Raw genomic sequence first — 14,199 nt, forward strand, 5'->3', positions numbered from 1 at the left:
GGCGGTCACCCCGTTGCGTACGGGGTGACCGCCCTTCGGCGTGTCATGGCTGAACAGAGGGCGTGCGCGCACGCAACTAAGTCGAAGGGGTCTGCGTCTCCGCCTCGCTCGGCAGGAACTGCGCCACCACCCGTACGAACATGTCCCGCCGGTCGGCCGGTACGCCCAGCAGGTCCGCGACCTCCTCCAGCGTGGGCCGGCGTGGCGGGGAGGCCGGGTACGGGTGCGGGTCGGCCAGTTCCTCCGCCGTGAGACGGCCGGAGCGGATCAGCATGTCCCGGACCGGCACCCCGAGCACGCGGGCGAGCCGGCGGGTGGTCTCCAGGTCGGGCATGCTCCGGCGCTGCAGCAGACGGGTGACGGCGGCGCGGTGCACGCCCGCCTCGTCCGCGATCCGCGACTTTCCGCCGCCGCGGGGGCTGTCGATGTCGTAGCCGCGGTCGCGCATCAGGTCTTCGACCCACGCCGCGAACGCGTCCAGATCCTGGCGGGTCATCTGTGGGCTCGCTTCCCTCGAAGGGGGCAAGGACTGGGCAGGGAGGGGACGAGCTTAGCTTGCTTGCGAGCGCGCACGCACGAACCCGGTGACTCCCACGGGGCGGGCCGTGGCACGGAGTTGACGGCTGGTCGGCGGTTTGGCGGGGGAACCGTCGGCGTCCGGTGCGCGTTGGTGAATGATGGAGGCAGTCAGCCGTCCGGGGGAGGTGTGTCCGTGTCGTATCCGTCGCCATGGCAGCCGTGGCAGGGGCAGAGCAACCCGTCCATGCTCGCCTCCCACGCCGATCGCGAGCGCGCCGTAGACGTGCTCAGAGCGGGTTTCAGCGAGGGGCGCCTTCAGCAGCCCGAGTTCGAGCGCCGGGTCGCCCGGGCGTACGAGGCGCGCACCGTCGCCGAACTCTCCCTGCTCGTCGCCGACCTCCCGCAGGGCCCGATGACCGCCCCGCCGGCCGTCCCCCAGCCGTACGGCCCGCCGGTGCCCCGCACCTTCCTGCCCGCCCCGTTCCCGGTCCCGCAGACCAACGGCAAGGCGGTCGGCGCGATGGTCTGCGGCGTCCTCACCACGATGACCTTCGGTCTCACGGGCATCCCCGCGGTGATCCTCGGCCACACGGCCCGCGCCGAGATCCGCCGCACCGGCGAGGGCGGCGACGGCTTCGCCCTGGCCGGCGTCATCCTGGGCTGGCTGTCGGTGGCCGGCTGGGCGCTCTTCCTCACCCTTCTGATGGTGGCGGGAGCCTCCGGAAACTGAGAGTCCCCTGCGGGCCGGGCCCCTACGGAATCCCCAGCTCGAAGATCACATAGTGCGCGTACCACCCCGACGCCACCGCCGTGCTCGTGAAGAACACCGCCAGGCTCGGCCACTTCAGCCGGCTCATGGCCGCCGCCGGCGCCAGCAGCAGCGGGAAGGCCGGCAGCAGATAGCGCGCCGTGTTGCCGAACATCTGCTGGGTGCCCAGCACCGTGACGACGCTCGCCAGCGTGTAGGCGACCAGCACCAGCGGCGGCTTCTTGCGCAGCATCAGGGCGATCAGGAAGGGCAGCGCGATCACCAGCTGCACCGCGAGCAGGTCGGGCGTGGAGAAGGCGAACAGATAGTCGTTGCGCCCGACGGCGATGTTCTTCAGGACGTCGAAGGTGTACTTCCCGAAGTCGAAGTAGTGCGCCCAGCCCTCCCGCTGGAGCGTGAAGTACGCGGTCAGGTTCCCCATGCTCAGCCCGACCCACGTGACGTAGGTGAGCAGGCCCAGCGGGGCCGCGATCATCGCGTAGACCGGCCCGGCGACGCCCTGTTCGCGTCGGCTGTCCCGGCGCAGGACCGTGACCAGGGCCGCGAGTCCCACCGCGCCGATGAGCGCCGCGGACGTCGGGCGGTTCAGGCCGGCCAGGAAGGCCAGCAGCCCGGCCGCCACCCACCGCCGCCTCATCACGCAGTAGCAGGCCCAGGCCGCGATCGCGACGAACAGCGACTCCGAGTAGACCGCCCACTCGACGCCCGCGCCGGGCGCCACCGCCCAGAGCCCGGCGGCGATCGTGCCGGCCCGCGCCCCCGCGAGGGCGGACACCACGGCGTAGATGCCGGCCGCCGCCACGAACGAGGCGAGCACCGAGACCAGGATCCCGGAGCCGAACAGACCCAGGCCGGTGACCTCGGACACGCCACGGATCAGGCCGGGATACAGCGGGAAGAAGGCGACCGAGTTCTGCTTGACCGTGAACAGCCCGCCCGGCGCGAGGTGCTCCAGCGGCTTGGGGTCGTACCCTTTCCCGGCGACCTGGAGATACCACCAGCCGTCCCAGGTCGACAGGACGTCCCACCAGTGGGCGCCGCCGCCGAAGCGCGGTTCCTTCTTCCGGTAGTCGCCGGCGTACTCCAGCAGGATGGCGAAAATGGTGAGGCCGACGAGCTTCGTGACGCCGTACAGGGCGAGCGGGGGAACATACGGACGGGCGGCGGGCGGCAGCGTGAGCCGGCGGCCCGGGCGCCGTCCGGCCCGCTCGTCGGGCAGGGGCGCGGAGTCCGCCGGCGTGTCCTTGGAAGCCGTGCTCATGCCGGCGGTACCCCCTCGGGCGGACGCCGGGGCCCGGAGGTCGTCCCGGTCGTCCCGCTGTCCGGATGGTCGTGAAGTGTCAGTCATAAGATCGCATCAGAGTCGCATGTGTGCGGCCAAAGAGTCGCATGCGCGCGATGAAGGGGGGAGGGTCGGGTGACCCGAGAACCCGCCGGGACGACCGTCCTGTCCGTCGTCATACCGATGTACAACGAGGAAGAGGCCCTGCCCGCCCTCGTCGGCCGGCTGCGTCCGGTCCTCGACGGCCTCGGCGTGTCGTACGAGCTCGTCGCCGTCGACGACGGCAGCGGGGACCGCACCGCCGAACTGCTCGCCGCCTTCCGGCTCGGCTGGCCGGAACTGCGGATCATCGGGCTGCGCCGCAACTCGGGCCACCAGGCCGCGCTCACCGCCGGCCTCGACCGGGCGGTGGGGGAGTACGTCGTCAGTCTCGACGCCGACCTCCAGGATCCGCCCGAGAAGATCCCCGACATGCTGACGCTGGCCCGGGCCGAGGGGCTCGACATCGTCTACGGCATCCGGGCGGACCGGGCGAGCGACAGCGGCTTCAAGCGGTGGACGGCCGGGCTGTACTACCGGCTCGTGCGCCGCCTCGCCGGGCCGTCGGTGCCGGCCCACGCCGGGGACTTCCGGCTGCTGAGCCGGGCCGCGGTGGACGCGCTCAAGGCGCTGCCGGACCAGCAGCGGGTGTACCGGCTGCTGGTGCCCTGGCTGGGCTTCCCGAGCGGGCGGGTGACGTACGAACGGGAGGCGCGCACGGCGGGCCGCAGCAAATATCCCCTGGGCCGCATGATCCGCCTCGCGGTGGACTCCATCACGAGCTTCTCGGCGGCCCCGCTGCGGCTGGCGACCTGGCTGGGCGGTTTCGCCTTCGTGGTGTGCCTGGTGCTGATGGGGTACACGCTGGGGGCGTACGCCTTCGACCGGACGGTTCCGGGATGGACGTCGCTGTTCATCGGGGTGCTGTTCATCGGGGCGGTGCAGCTCATCTGTGTCGGGCTGCTGGGGGAGTACGTGGCCCGGATCTACACGGCGGTGCAGAACCGGCCGTCGTACTACGTGGGCCACGACTCGGCCCAGGATTCCCGAGTGGCGGAAGAGCGCCCCACGTGGTAACGGGCCGCCCCTCGTCGCTTTTGTTTTGACCGAAGTCAGTGGGCTGGGTACGCTCAGACCTTGTGCCTGGGGTGTGCCCTGGCCCTCGTGCGTGCCATCACACCGCACCGGGGCCGAGACCGGCCACCGCGATCCGCGCTTCTTCCTGCCTCCCGGCGGGAGTGCGCCGGATACGACACACCCGACCGCGTGGGTCGGCGAAGTTCCAGGTTAGCTTCACCATTCGGCACACAGAAACCGGAGAAGTAGTGCCTACGATCCAGCAGCTGGTCCGCAAGGGCCGGCAGGACAAGGTCGAGAAGAACAAGACGCCCGCACTCGAGGGTTCCCCTCAGCGTCGCGGCGTCTGCACGCGTGTGTTCACGACCACCCCGAAGAAGCCGAACTCGGCCCTGCGTAAGGTCGCGCGTGTGCGTCTGACCAGCGGGATCGAGGTCACCGCTTACATTCCGGGTGAGGGACACAACCTGCAGGAGCACTCCATCGTGCTCGTGCGCGGCGGCCGTGTGAAGGACCTGCCGGGTGTTCGCTACAAGATCATCCGTGGCTCCCTCGACACCCAGGGTGTCAAGAACCGCAAGCAGGCCCGCAGCCGTTACGGCGCCAAGAAGGAGAAGTAAGAATGCCTCGTAAGGGCCCCGCCCCGAAGCGCCCGGTCATCATCGACCCGGTCTACGGTTCTCCTCTGGTGACCTCCCTGATCAACAAGGTGCTGCTGAACGGCAAGCGCTCGACTGCCGAGCGGATCGTTTACGGCGCCATGGAGGGCCTGCGCGACAAGACCGGCAACGACCCGGTCATCACGCTCAAGCGCGCTCTCGAGAACATCAAGCCGACCATCGAGGTCAAGTCCCGCCGTGTCGGTGGCGCCACCTACCAGGTCCCGGTCGAGGTCAAGCCCGGCCGTGCCAACACCCTGGCGCTGCGCTGGCTCGTCGGTTACTCCCGCGCCCGTCGCGAGAAGACCATGACCGAGCGTCTGCTGAACGAGCTCCTCGACGCGTCCAACGGCCTGGGTGCCGCTGTGAAGAAGCGCGAGGACACGCACAAGATGGCCGAGTCCAACAAGGCCTTCGCGCACTACCGCTGGTAGTCGCAGTCCACATCGAGACCGAGAGAAGACTGAAGCCTTATGGCTACCACTTCGCTTGACCTGGCCAAGGTGCGCAACATCGGCATCATGGCCCACATCGACGCGGGCAAGACGACCACCACCGAGCGGATCCTGTTCTACACCGGCGTCTCGTACAAGATCGGTGAGGTCCACGACGGCGCTGCCACCATGGACTGGATGGAGCAGGAGCAGGAGCGTGGCATCACGATCACCTCTGCTGCCACCACCTGCCACTGGCCGCTGGAAGACGTCGACCACACCATCAACATCATCGACACCCCGGGGCACGTCGACTTCACCGTCGAGGTGGAGCGCTCCCTGCGTGTGCTCGACGGTGCCGTGACGGTGTTCGACGGCGTCGCCGGCGTCGAGCCCCAGTCCGAGACGGTGTGGCGTCAGGCCGACCGCTACGGCGTCCCGCGGATCTGCTTCGTCAACAAGCTGGACCGCACGGGTGCCGAGTTCCACCGCTGTGTCGACATGATCGTCGACCGGCTGGGCGCCGAGCCGATCGTCATGCAGCTCCCGATCGGTGCCGAGGCCGACTTCCAGGGTGTCGTGGACCTCGTCCGCATGAAGGCCCTGGTCTGGTCCGCCGAGGCCACCAAGGGTGAGATGTACGACATCGTCGACATCCCGGCCACGCACACCGAGGCCGCCGAGGAGTGGCGCGGCAAGCTGGTCGAGACCGTCGCCGAGAACGACGAAGAGATCATGGAGCTGTTCCTGGAGGGCGAGGAGCCCACCGAGGAGCAGCTGTACGCCGCGATCCGTCGTATCACCATCGCGTCCGGCAAGGGCGGCGGCAAGACCGTCACCCCCGTGTTCTGCGGTACCGCGTTCAAGAACAAGGGCGTTCAGCCCCTGCTCGACGCGGTCGTGCGCTACCTGCCGTCCCCGGTCGACATCGAGGCCATCGAGGGCCACGACGTCAAGGACCCCGAGGTCGTCATCAAGCGCAAGCCGTCGGACGACGAGCCGCTGTCGGCGCTGGCGTTCAAGATCATGAGCGACCCGCACCTCGGCAAGCTCACCTTCGTGCGCGTCTACTCCGGCCGTCTGGAGTCCGGCTCCGCCGTGCTCAACTCGGTCAAGGGCCGCAAGGAGCGCATCGGCAAGATCTACCGCATGCACGCCAACAAGCGTGAGGAGATCGAGTCGGTGGGCGCCGGCGACATCGTCGCCGTCATGGGCCTGAAGCAGACCACCACCGGTGAGACGCTGTCCGACGAGAAGAGCCCGGTCATCCTGGAGTCCATGGACTTCCCGGCCCCGGTCATCCAGGTCGCCATCGAGCCCAAGTCGAAGGGCGACCAGGAGAAGCTCGGCGTCGCGATCCAGCGCCTGGCCGAGGAGGACCCCTCCTTCCAGGTCCACTCCGACGAGGAGACCGGCCAGACCATCATCGGTGGTATGGGCGAGCTGCACCTCGAGGTGCTGGTCGACCGTATGCGCCGTGAGTTCAAGGTCGAGGCCAACGTCGGTAAGCCGCAGGTCGCGTACCGCGAGACGATCCGTCAGGCCGTCGAGAAGGTCGAGTACACCCACAAGAAGCAGACGGGTGGTACCGGCCAGTTCGCTCGCGTCATCATCGCGATCGAGCCGATCGAGTCCGGCGACACGTCGTACGAGTTCGTCAACAAGGTCACCGGTGGCCGCGTGCCGAAGGAGTACATCCCCTCGGTCGACGCCGGTGCGCAGGAGGCCATGCAGTTCGGCATCCTCGCCGGTTACGAGATGACCGGTGTCCGCGTGACGCTGCTCGACGGTGCCTACCACGAGGTCGACTCCTCCGAGCTCGCCTTCAAGATCGCCGGTTCGCAGGCGTTCAAGGAGGCCGCGCGGAAGGCCAAGCCCGTGCTCCTTGAGCCGATGATGGCCGTCGAGGTCACCACGCCCGAGGACTACATGGGTGAGGTCATCGGCGACATCAACTCCCGCCGTGGCCAGATTCAGGCCATGGAGGAGCGGGCTGGTGCCCGCGTCGTGAAGGGCCTCGTGCCCCTGTCGGAGATGTTCGGCTACGTCGGCGACCTCCGCAGCAAGACGTCGGGTCGCGCAAGCTACTCGATGCAGTTCGACTCCTACGCCGAGGTTCCGCGGAACGTCGCCGAGGAGATCATCGCGAAGGCCAAGGGCGAGTAACGCACCGCGTTTCCACGCTTTAGGCTTGACTCCGGAGTCCGGAGGGGCATTCACCCGCGTTTGCGGGGGAATGCCCCCGGGCCCGGGCTTTCCAGCAAAGATCACCTGGCGCCGATGAAGCAAGGCGTTCAGAACCACTCCACAGGAGGACCCCGTGGCGAAGGCGAAGTTCGAGCGGACTAAGCCCCACGTCAACATCGGCACCATCGGTCACATCGACCACGGTAAGACGACCCTCACGGCCGCCATTACCAAGGTGCTGCACGACAAGTACCCGGACCTGAACGAGGCCTCGGCCTTCGACCAGATCGACAAGGCTCCTGAGGAGCGCCAGCGCGGTATCACCATCTCCATCGCGCACGTCGAGTACCAGACCGAGGCGCGTCACTACGCCCACGTCGACTGCCCGGGTCACGCGGACTACATCAAGAACATGATCACCGGTGCCGCGCAGATGGACGGCGCCATCCTCGTGGTCGCCGCCACCGACGGCCCGATGCCGCAGACCAAGGAGCACGTGCTCCTGGCCCGCCAGGTCGGCGTTCCGTACATCGTCGTCGCCCTGAACAAGGCCGACATGGTGGACGACGAGGAGATCCTGGAGCTCGTCGAGCTCGAGGTGCGTGAGCTCCTCTCCGAGTACGAGTTCCCGGGCGACGACGTCCCGGTCGTCAAGGTCTCGGCGCTCAAGGCGCTCGAGGGCGACGCCGAGTGGGGCAAGTCCGTCCTGGACCTGATGGACGCCGTCGACTCCGCCATCCCGGAGCCGGAGCGCGACGTCGACAAGCCGTTCCTGATGCCGATCGAGGACGTCTTCACGATCACCGGTCGTGGCACCGTCGTCACCGGTCGTATCGAGCGTGGTGTCCTCAAGGTCAACGAGACCGTCGACATCATCGGCATCAAGACCGAGAAGACCACCACCACGGTCACCGGCATCGAGATGTTCCGCAAGCTGCTCGACGAGGGCCAGGCCGGTGAGAACGTCGGTCTGCTCCTCCGTGGCATCAAGCGCGAGGACGTCGAGCGCGGCCAGGTCATCATCAAGCCCGGTTCGGTCACGCCGCACACCGAGTTCGAGGCCCAGGCCTACATCCTGTCCAAGGACGAGGGTGGCCGCCACACGCCGTTCTTCAACAACTACCGTCCGCAGTTCTACTTCCGTACGACGGACGTGACCGGCGTGGTGACCCTCCCCGAGGGCACCGAGATGGTCATGCCGGGTGACAACACCGAGATGAAGGTGGAGCTCATCCAGCCCGTCGCCATGGAAGAGGGCCTGAAGTTCGCCATCCGTGAGGGTGGCCGCACGGTGGGCGCCGGCCAGGTCATCAAGATCACCAAGTAAGTTCCGCTTACTTGAGGGTCGGCCCGACCAGGGCCTGCTGACCTAGAGAAGGCCCGTACGACTCCGGTCGTACGGGCCTTTTCGCATGCCCAGGGGCACCGCTGGTGGGGCGGCCCCGGCACCACCCCTGTCGTGACCCACCGGCCCGGCACCCCTCCCGGCCGGCGCGGCGCACGCGCCGTCCCCTCGCCTCTTCGGGTGACATGACGGTGGGTGCGTTCGGGGGCCGGTGCCGCTTGAGGTCGGCGTGGACGACGTCCGGAGGGGCGGCTGGGGCCCGGCGTCGCGTGCTGGAGGGCGCCTGGGGCCTGTAGGGCCGTCTTGGGGAGCGGGCGGGCCCGATGAGTGGTCCCGGGGCCGGACAGGGCTTCTCGTGGCCTCTGTCGGCGTCGAAGGCGTCGCAGGCGTCACCGATGTCGTAGACCAAGAACATCAGCGCTCGCGCCGGTGCGGACCGGGTGCGTCAGCGTGTGTCCACGGGACGCGGACCAGCGCAAGTGGCCCAATACCCTCCGGAGTCGTATGGTGACGGTTTTCGTCGGGGGCGTCCGGGGAGCGACGGTTCCCGAAGCAGGCCGTGCTGTGAGGAAGGGCTGATGGAACTCACCGGATATCCGAGCGACTTCGTCGTGGACGGGTCGCTGCCCAGTGCCATGGTCCGGTTCGTCGGACGGGCGCGCCGCCGCTGGCCCGGCCTGTTCCTGGACGGGGCGTTCCTCACGGAGGACGCCTGGCAGGTGTGGCAGCTGCCCGCACCGGCCGACGACGGTTCGCCGGGCGTAGTGACCTTCTCCGCGGGCCAGGAGATGGAGAACTTCTGGGAGGAGAACGGCTACGCGCTGGACGCCTCCGGGCAGGGGCCGTACGCCGTCCTGTACAGACCGGCCCAGCAGTCGCCGCAGCAGCCCGCATACCTGGTCAGCGTGGTCACGCCCGGGCATCCGGACACGGATCCGTTCTCCGTCAACGTGGTGCGGGACTTCCTGGAGTCCTTCGAGGCATCCCGGCCCGGGGCGATCCGCCACGCGTGACGCCGGCGCGGCCCCGGGGGCGACACTGGGCGCGACATCGGGTGCGACCGCCACCCGCTGTTTGACGTGCGTCACTCCCGGGGTATTCTCTCCGGCTCGATTGGCGGAGGTGCTGCCCCGTATGGCAGACTAGCGGGGTTGCTCGGTCGAGTGTTGATGCTGCGCGCCTCCCGCCGGGAGGACCGGAAGCGAGTCCCACAGTACTCGTCGCCCTAACTGCCGTAAGGCAGCGCTGGGGCGGACGTACGGGAATCTTCCGGGAAGTGTCAGTGCGGCGCCGACCAGGCACCCGGTGGTACCCCTCCCCAGTGCACGGGATGTTCGGACAAGGGACATCTGTGTCGGCGGGAGTGCGACACGCCCGACCGCGTGGGTCGGAGCGAAGTCAGGGAACACCAGGTTCCAGAGCGTTAGAGAGACAGGACTACTGAGTAGCCATGGCGGGACAGAAGATCCGCATCCGGCTCAAGGCCTACGACCACGAGGTCATCGACTCCTCGGCGAAGAAGATCGTCGAGACGGTGACCCGCACTGGTGCGTCGGTCGCGGGCCCGGTGCCGCTGCCCACTGAGAAGAACGTGTACTGCGTCATCAAGTCGCCGCACAAGTACAAGGACTCGCGCGAGCACTTCGAGATGCGCACGCACAAGCGCCTGATCGACATTCTCGACCCCACCCCCAAGACCGTTGACTCTCTGATGCGACTCGACCTCCCGGCCGGTGTCGACATCGAGATCAAGCTCTGAGGGTCGGTGAGCTGAGAATGGCTAAGCAGATCAAGGGCATCCTGGGCGAGAAGCTCGGCATGACGCAGGTGTGGGACGAGAACAACCGTGTTGTTCCGGTCACCGTCGTCAAGGCCGGCCCCAACGTCGTGACCCAGGTTCGTACCAACGACGTCGACGGCTACGAGTCGGTCCAGATCGCCTTCGGCGAGATCGACCCGCGCAAGGTGAACAAGCCCCTCAAGGGCCACTTCGCCAAGGCCGACGTCACCCCCCGTCGCCACCTCGTCGAGATCCGCACCGCGGACGCCTCCGAGTACACGCTGGGCCAGGAGATCACCGCTGAGGTGTTCGAGGCCGGCGTGAAGGTCGACGTGACCGGCAAGAGCAAGGGCAAGGGCTTCGCCGGTGTCATGAAGCGCCACAACTTCCGTGGCCTCGGCGCCGGGCACGGCACCCAGCGCAAGCACCGCTCGCCGGGCTCGATCGGCGGCTGCGCCACCCCGGGTCGTGTGTTCAAGGGCCTCCGCATGGCGGGTCGTATGGGCAACGAGCGGGTCACCACCCAGAACCTGACCGTCCACGCCGTTGACGCGGAGAAGGGTCTGCTGCTCATCAAGGGCGCGGTTCCCGGTCCGAACGGCGGCCTCGTCCTGGTCCGCACCGCGGCCAAGGGGGCCTGAGGTAACCGATGAGCACTGTTGACATCCTTTCGCCTGCCGGCGAGAAGACCGGTAGCGTCGAACTCCCCGCGGAGATCTTCGGCGTGGAGAAGGTCAGCATCCCGCTGATCCACCAGGTCGTCGTTGCGCAGAACGCGGCTGCCCGTCAGGGCACGCACAAGACCAAGACCCGTGGCGAAGTCCGTGGTGGTGGCAAGAAGCCTTACCGCCAGAAGGGCACCGGCCGCGCCCGTCAGGGCTCGACCCGCGCGCCGCAGTTCGCCGGTGGTGGCGTCGTGCACGGTCCCGTGCCGCGTGACTACTCGCAGCGGACCCCGAAGAAGATGAAGGCTGCCGCCCTGCGCCACGCCCTCACCGACCGGGCCCGCAACAACCGCATCCACGTCGTCACCGGCGTGATCGAGGGCGAGACCCCCTCCACGAAGGCCGCGAAGAGCCTGTTCGGCAAGATCTCGGAGCGCAAGAACCTGCTCCTGGTCGTCGAGCGCGCCGACGAGGCCGCGTGGCTGTCCGCCCGCAACCTGCCCCAGGTGCACATCCTGGAGCCGGGCCAGCTGAACACGTACGACGTGATCGTCTCGGACGACGTGGTCTTCACCCAGGCCGCTCTCGAGTCCTTCGTCGCCGGCCCGAAGGCCAACGACACCGAAGGGAGCGAGGCCTGATGGCTATCCGTCACCCCGCTATCGCCTCGAAGGCCGCCAAGGCCGCAAAGGCCGCGCGCGTCGCCAAGGCTCGCCGCCACGCCGCCGAGGGCAAGAACACCGTCGTCACCCCGGCCAGCAAGGCGTACACGGACCCCCGTGACGTGCTGCTGAAGCCGGTCGTGTCGGAGAAGAGCTACGCGCTTCTCGACGAGAACAAGTACACGTTCATCGTCGACCCGAACGCCAACAAGACCCAGATCAAGCAGGCCGTCCAGGCGGTCTTCTCGGTCAAGGTCACCGGGGTCAACACGATCAACCGCCAGGGCAAGCGCAAGCGGACCCGCACCGGCTTCGGCCAGCGCGCGGCGACCAAGCGCGCGATCGTGACCCTCGCCGAGGGCGACCGTATCGACATCTTCGGCGGTCCGACCGCGTAAGCGGGTCGGATCGTCCGATATCGGACGAGGACTGAGAAATGGGAATCCGCAAGTACAAGCCGACTACGCCGGGCCGTCGTGGCTCCAGCGTCGCCGACTTCGTCGAGGTCACGCGGTCCACGCCGGAGAAGTCGCTGGTCCGCCCGCTGCACAGCAAGGGCGGCCGTAACAACGCCGGTCGTGTGACCGTTCGCCACCAGGGTGGCGGACACAAGCGCGCCTACCGTCTGATCGACTTCCGTCGTCACGACAAGGACGGCGTGCCGGCGAAGGTCGCGCACATCGAGTACGACCCCAACCGCACCGCGCGCATCGCGCTGCTCCACTACGCGGACGGCGAGAAGCGCTACATCCTGGCGCCGAAGGGTCTGAACCAGGGCGACCGGATCGAGAACGGCCCCACGGCCGACATCAAGCCCGGCAACAACCTGGCGCTGCGCAACATCCCCGTCGGTACGACGATCCACTCCGTGGAGCTTCGTCCGGGCGGTGGCGCCAAGTTCGCCCGCTCCGCCGGTGCCTCCGTGCAGCTGCTCGCGAAGGAGGGCACGATGGCCCACCTTCGTATGCCGTCCGGTGAGATCCGCCTGGTCGACCAGCGCTGCCGCGCCACGGTCGGCGAGGTCGGCAACGCCGAGCAGAGCAACATCAACTGGGGCAAGGCCGGCCGCAAGCGCTGGCTGGGCGTCCGCCCGACCGTTCGCGGTGTGGCGATGAACCCGGTTGACCACCCCCACGGTGGTGGTGAGGGCAAGACCTCCGGTGGTCGCCACCCGGTCAGCCCCTGGGGTCAGAAGGAGGGTCGTACTCGTTCGCCGAAGAAGGCTTCGAACAAGTACATCGTCCGCCGCCGCAAGACGAACAAGAAGCGCTAGGAGCGGGTTTAGATGCCGCGCAGTCTCAAGAAGGGGCCCTTCGTCGACGACCACCTGATCAAGAAGGTGGACGCCCAGAACGAAGCCGGCACCAAGAACGTCATCAAGACCTGGTCCCGTCGCTCGATGATCGTCCCCAGCATGCTGGGCCACACGATCGCGGTGCACAACGGCAAGACCCACATCCCGGTGTTCGTCACCGAGTCGATGGTCGGTCACAAGCTCGGCGAGTTCTCGCCGACGCGCACCTTCCGGGGTCACGTCAAGGAAGACCGGAAGTCGAAGCGCCGCTAGTAGCGGATCGCATTCAGACACGTAAGTAACTCTGAAGGGACAACCATGGAAGCCAGGGCCCAGGCGCGGTACATCCGCGTCACGCCCATGAAGGCCCGCCGTGTGGTGGACCTCATCCGTGGCATGGACGCCACGGAGGCCCAGGCTGTTCTGCGATTCGCTCCGCAGGCAGCCTCCGTGCCCGTCGGCAAGGTGCTCGACAGCGCCATCGCCAACGCCGCGCACAACTACGACCACACGGACGCCTCCTCGCTGTTCATCAGCGAGGCGTACGTCGACGAGGGCCCGACCCTGAAGCGGTTCCGACCGCGCGCCCAGGGCCGTGCCTACCGGATCCGCAAGCGGACCAGCCACATCACCGTGGTCGTCGCCAGCAAGGAAGGAACCCGGTAATGGGCCAGAAGGTAAACCCGCACGGGTTCCGGCTCGGTGTCACGACCGACTTCAAGTCGCGTTGGTACGCCGACAAGCTGTACAAGGACTACGTCAAGGAAGACGTCGCCATCCGTCGGATGATGACGTCCGGCATGGAGCGCGCCGGTATCTCGAAGGTTGAGATCGAGCGCACCCGTGACCGCGTGCGGGTGGACATCCACACCGCTCGTCCGGGCATCGTCATCGGCCGCCGTGGCGCCGAGGCCGACCGCATCCGCGGCGACCTCGAGAAGCTCACGGGCAAGCAGGTCCAGCTGAACATCCTCGAGGTCAAGAACCCCGAGACGGACGCTCAGCTGGTCGCTCAGGCCGTCGCCGAGCAGCTCTCCTCCCGCGTCTCCTTCCGTCGCGCCATGCGTAAGAGCATGCAGTCGGCGATGAAGGCCGGCGCCAAGGGCATCAAGATCCAGTGCGGTGGCCGCCTCGGCGGCGCCGAGATGTCCCGCTCGGAGTTCTACCGCGAGGGCCGCGTGCCCCTGCACACGCTCCGCGCGAACGTGGACTACGGCTTCTTCGAGGCCAAGACGACCTTCGGCCGTATCGGTGTGAAGGTCTGGATCTACAAGGGCGACGTCAAGAACATCGCCGAGGTCCGCGCCGAGAACGCCGCTGCCCGTGCGGGTAACCGCCCGGCCCGCGGTGGCGCCGACCGCCCGGCCCGTGGTGGCCGTGGTGGCGAGCGGCGCGGTCGCAAGCCGCAGCAGCAGGCTCCCGCCGCCGAGGCCCCCCAGGCCGAGGCCGCTGCTCCGGCTGCTGAGAGCACCGGAACGGAGGCCTGA

17 protein-coding genes are annotated in these 14,199 nt (G+C 68.0%); 15 read left to right on the forward strand and 2 right to left on the reverse strand.

Going from position 1 to position 14,199, the window contains the following annotated elements; all coding sequences use genetic code 11:
* Positions 1 to 76 precede the first annotated feature (76 nt).
* The gene (locus ACZ5NW_RS23335) at positions 77 to 496 is read right to left on the reverse strand and encodes a helix-turn-helix domain-containing protein (RefSeq protein WP_468745822.1); all 420 of its coding nucleotides are present in this window, start codon (positions 494 to 496) and stop codon (positions 77 to 79) included.
* Between the two features lie 267 nt (positions 497 to 763).
* On the opposite strand from ACZ5NW_RS23335, the gene ACZ5NW_RS23340 reads away from it, so the two are divergent.
* A complete protein-coding gene (locus tag ACZ5NW_RS23340) occupies positions 764 to 1,249 on the forward strand; it encodes a DUF1707 and DUF4190 domain-containing protein (RefSeq protein ID WP_468746165.1) in 486 nt (161 codons plus the stop codon).
* Positions 1,250 to 1,271: 22 nt separating this feature from the next.
* Here ACZ5NW_RS23340 and ACZ5NW_RS23345 read toward each other — a convergent pair whose 3' ends face one another.
* Positions 1,272 to 2,549 carry a hypothetical protein gene (locus tag ACZ5NW_RS23345; RefSeq protein WP_468745823.1) on the reverse strand — a complete coding sequence of 426 codons (1,278 nt, stop codon included), beginning with the start codon at positions 2,547 to 2,549 and terminating at the stop codon, positions 1,272 to 1,274.
* A gap of 156 nt (positions 2,550 to 2,705) precedes the next feature.
* Here ACZ5NW_RS23345 and ACZ5NW_RS23350 point away from each other — a divergent pair, with 156 nt between their 5' ends.
* The 14 genes from ACZ5NW_RS23350 to rpsC all read left to right on the forward strand — a co-directional run bounded on the left by ACZ5NW_RS23350 (position 2,706) and on the right by rpsC (position 14,199).
* Positions 2,706 to 3,686, forward strand: coding sequence for a glycosyltransferase family 2 protein (locus ACZ5NW_RS23350; RefSeq protein WP_468745824.1), 981 nt, complete (start codon positions 2,706 to 2,708; stop codon positions 3,684 to 3,686).
* A gap of 248 nt (positions 3,687 to 3,934) precedes the next feature.
* Positions 3,935 to 4,306 carry a 30S ribosomal protein S12 gene (gene rpsL, locus ACZ5NW_RS23355; protein WP_003948652.1) on the forward strand — a complete coding sequence of 124 codons (372 nt, stop codon included), beginning with the start codon at positions 3,935 to 3,937 and terminating at the stop codon, positions 4,304 to 4,306.
* A 2-nt stretch (positions 4,307 to 4,308) separates the two neighbouring features.
* Complete coding sequence (gene rpsG, locus ACZ5NW_RS23360) at positions 4,309 to 4,779, forward strand: 30S ribosomal protein S7 (RefSeq protein WP_168371942.1); 471 nt, start codon at positions 4,309 to 4,311, stop codon at positions 4,777 to 4,779.
* Between the two features lie 39 nt (positions 4,780 to 4,818).
* Positions 4,819 to 6,945, forward strand: a complete 2,127-nt coding sequence (fusA, locus tag ACZ5NW_RS23365) for an elongation factor G (protein ID WP_468745825.1) — start codon at positions 4,819 to 4,821, stop codon at positions 6,943 to 6,945.
* A gap of 154 nt (positions 6,946 to 7,099) precedes the next feature.
* Complete coding sequence (tuf, locus tag ACZ5NW_RS23370) at positions 7,100 to 8,293, forward strand: elongation factor Tu (protein ID WP_468745826.1); 1,194 nt, start codon at positions 7,100 to 7,102, stop codon at positions 8,291 to 8,293.
* A gap of 596 nt (positions 8,294 to 8,889) precedes the next feature.
* On the forward strand, positions 8,890 to 9,324 hold the full coding sequence (locus ACZ5NW_RS23375) for a hypothetical protein (RefSeq protein WP_468745827.1): 435 nt from the start codon (positions 8,890 to 8,892) through the stop codon (positions 9,322 to 9,324).
* 437 nt (positions 9,325 to 9,761) lie between these two features.
* The gene (gene rpsJ, locus ACZ5NW_RS23380) at positions 9,762 to 10,070 is read left to right on the forward strand and encodes a 30S ribosomal protein S10 (RefSeq protein WP_003948644.1); all 309 of its coding nucleotides are present in this window, start codon (positions 9,762 to 9,764) and stop codon (positions 10,068 to 10,070) included.
* Between the two features lie 17 nt (positions 10,071 to 10,087).
* Entirely contained in the window at positions 10,088 to 10,732 is a 645-nt protein-coding gene (gene rplC / locus ACZ5NW_RS23385) for a 50S ribosomal protein L3 (RefSeq protein ID WP_014674369.1), read from the forward strand.
* 8 nt (positions 10,733 to 10,740) lie between these two features.
* A complete protein-coding gene (rplD, locus tag ACZ5NW_RS23390; protein WP_468745828.1) occupies positions 10,741 to 11,397 on the forward strand; it encodes a 50S ribosomal protein L4 in 657 nt (218 codons plus the stop codon).
* Complete coding sequence (gene rplW / locus ACZ5NW_RS23395; protein WP_468745829.1) at positions 11,397 to 11,816, forward strand: 50S ribosomal protein L23; 420 nt, start codon at positions 11,397 to 11,399, stop codon at positions 11,814 to 11,816. Before rplD ends, rplW begins: the two co-directional genes overlap by 1 nt.
* 38 nt (positions 11,817 to 11,854) lie before the next feature.
* A complete protein-coding gene (gene rplB / locus ACZ5NW_RS23400) occupies positions 11,855 to 12,691 on the forward strand; it encodes a 50S ribosomal protein L2 (protein ID WP_468745830.1) in 837 nt (278 codons plus the stop codon).
* A 12-nt stretch (positions 12,692 to 12,703) separates the two neighbouring features.
* The gene (gene rpsS, locus ACZ5NW_RS23405; RefSeq protein ID WP_365467793.1) at positions 12,704 to 12,985 is read left to right on the forward strand and encodes a 30S ribosomal protein S19; all 282 of its coding nucleotides are present in this window, start codon (positions 12,704 to 12,706) and stop codon (positions 12,983 to 12,985) included.
* A 45-nt stretch (positions 12,986 to 13,030) separates the two neighbouring features.
* Entirely contained in the window at positions 13,031 to 13,378 is a 348-nt protein-coding gene (gene rplV / locus ACZ5NW_RS23410) for a 50S ribosomal protein L22 (protein WP_003998827.1), read from the forward strand.
* On the forward strand, positions 13,378 to 14,199 hold the full coding sequence (gene rpsC, locus ACZ5NW_RS23415) for a 30S ribosomal protein S3 (protein WP_079308658.1): 822 nt from the start codon (positions 13,378 to 13,380) through the stop codon (positions 14,197 to 14,199). The genes rplV and rpsC overlap by 1 nt, the downstream gene beginning before the upstream one ends.

Source organism: Streptomyces sp. NPDC032126 (genome assembly GCF_055580085.1).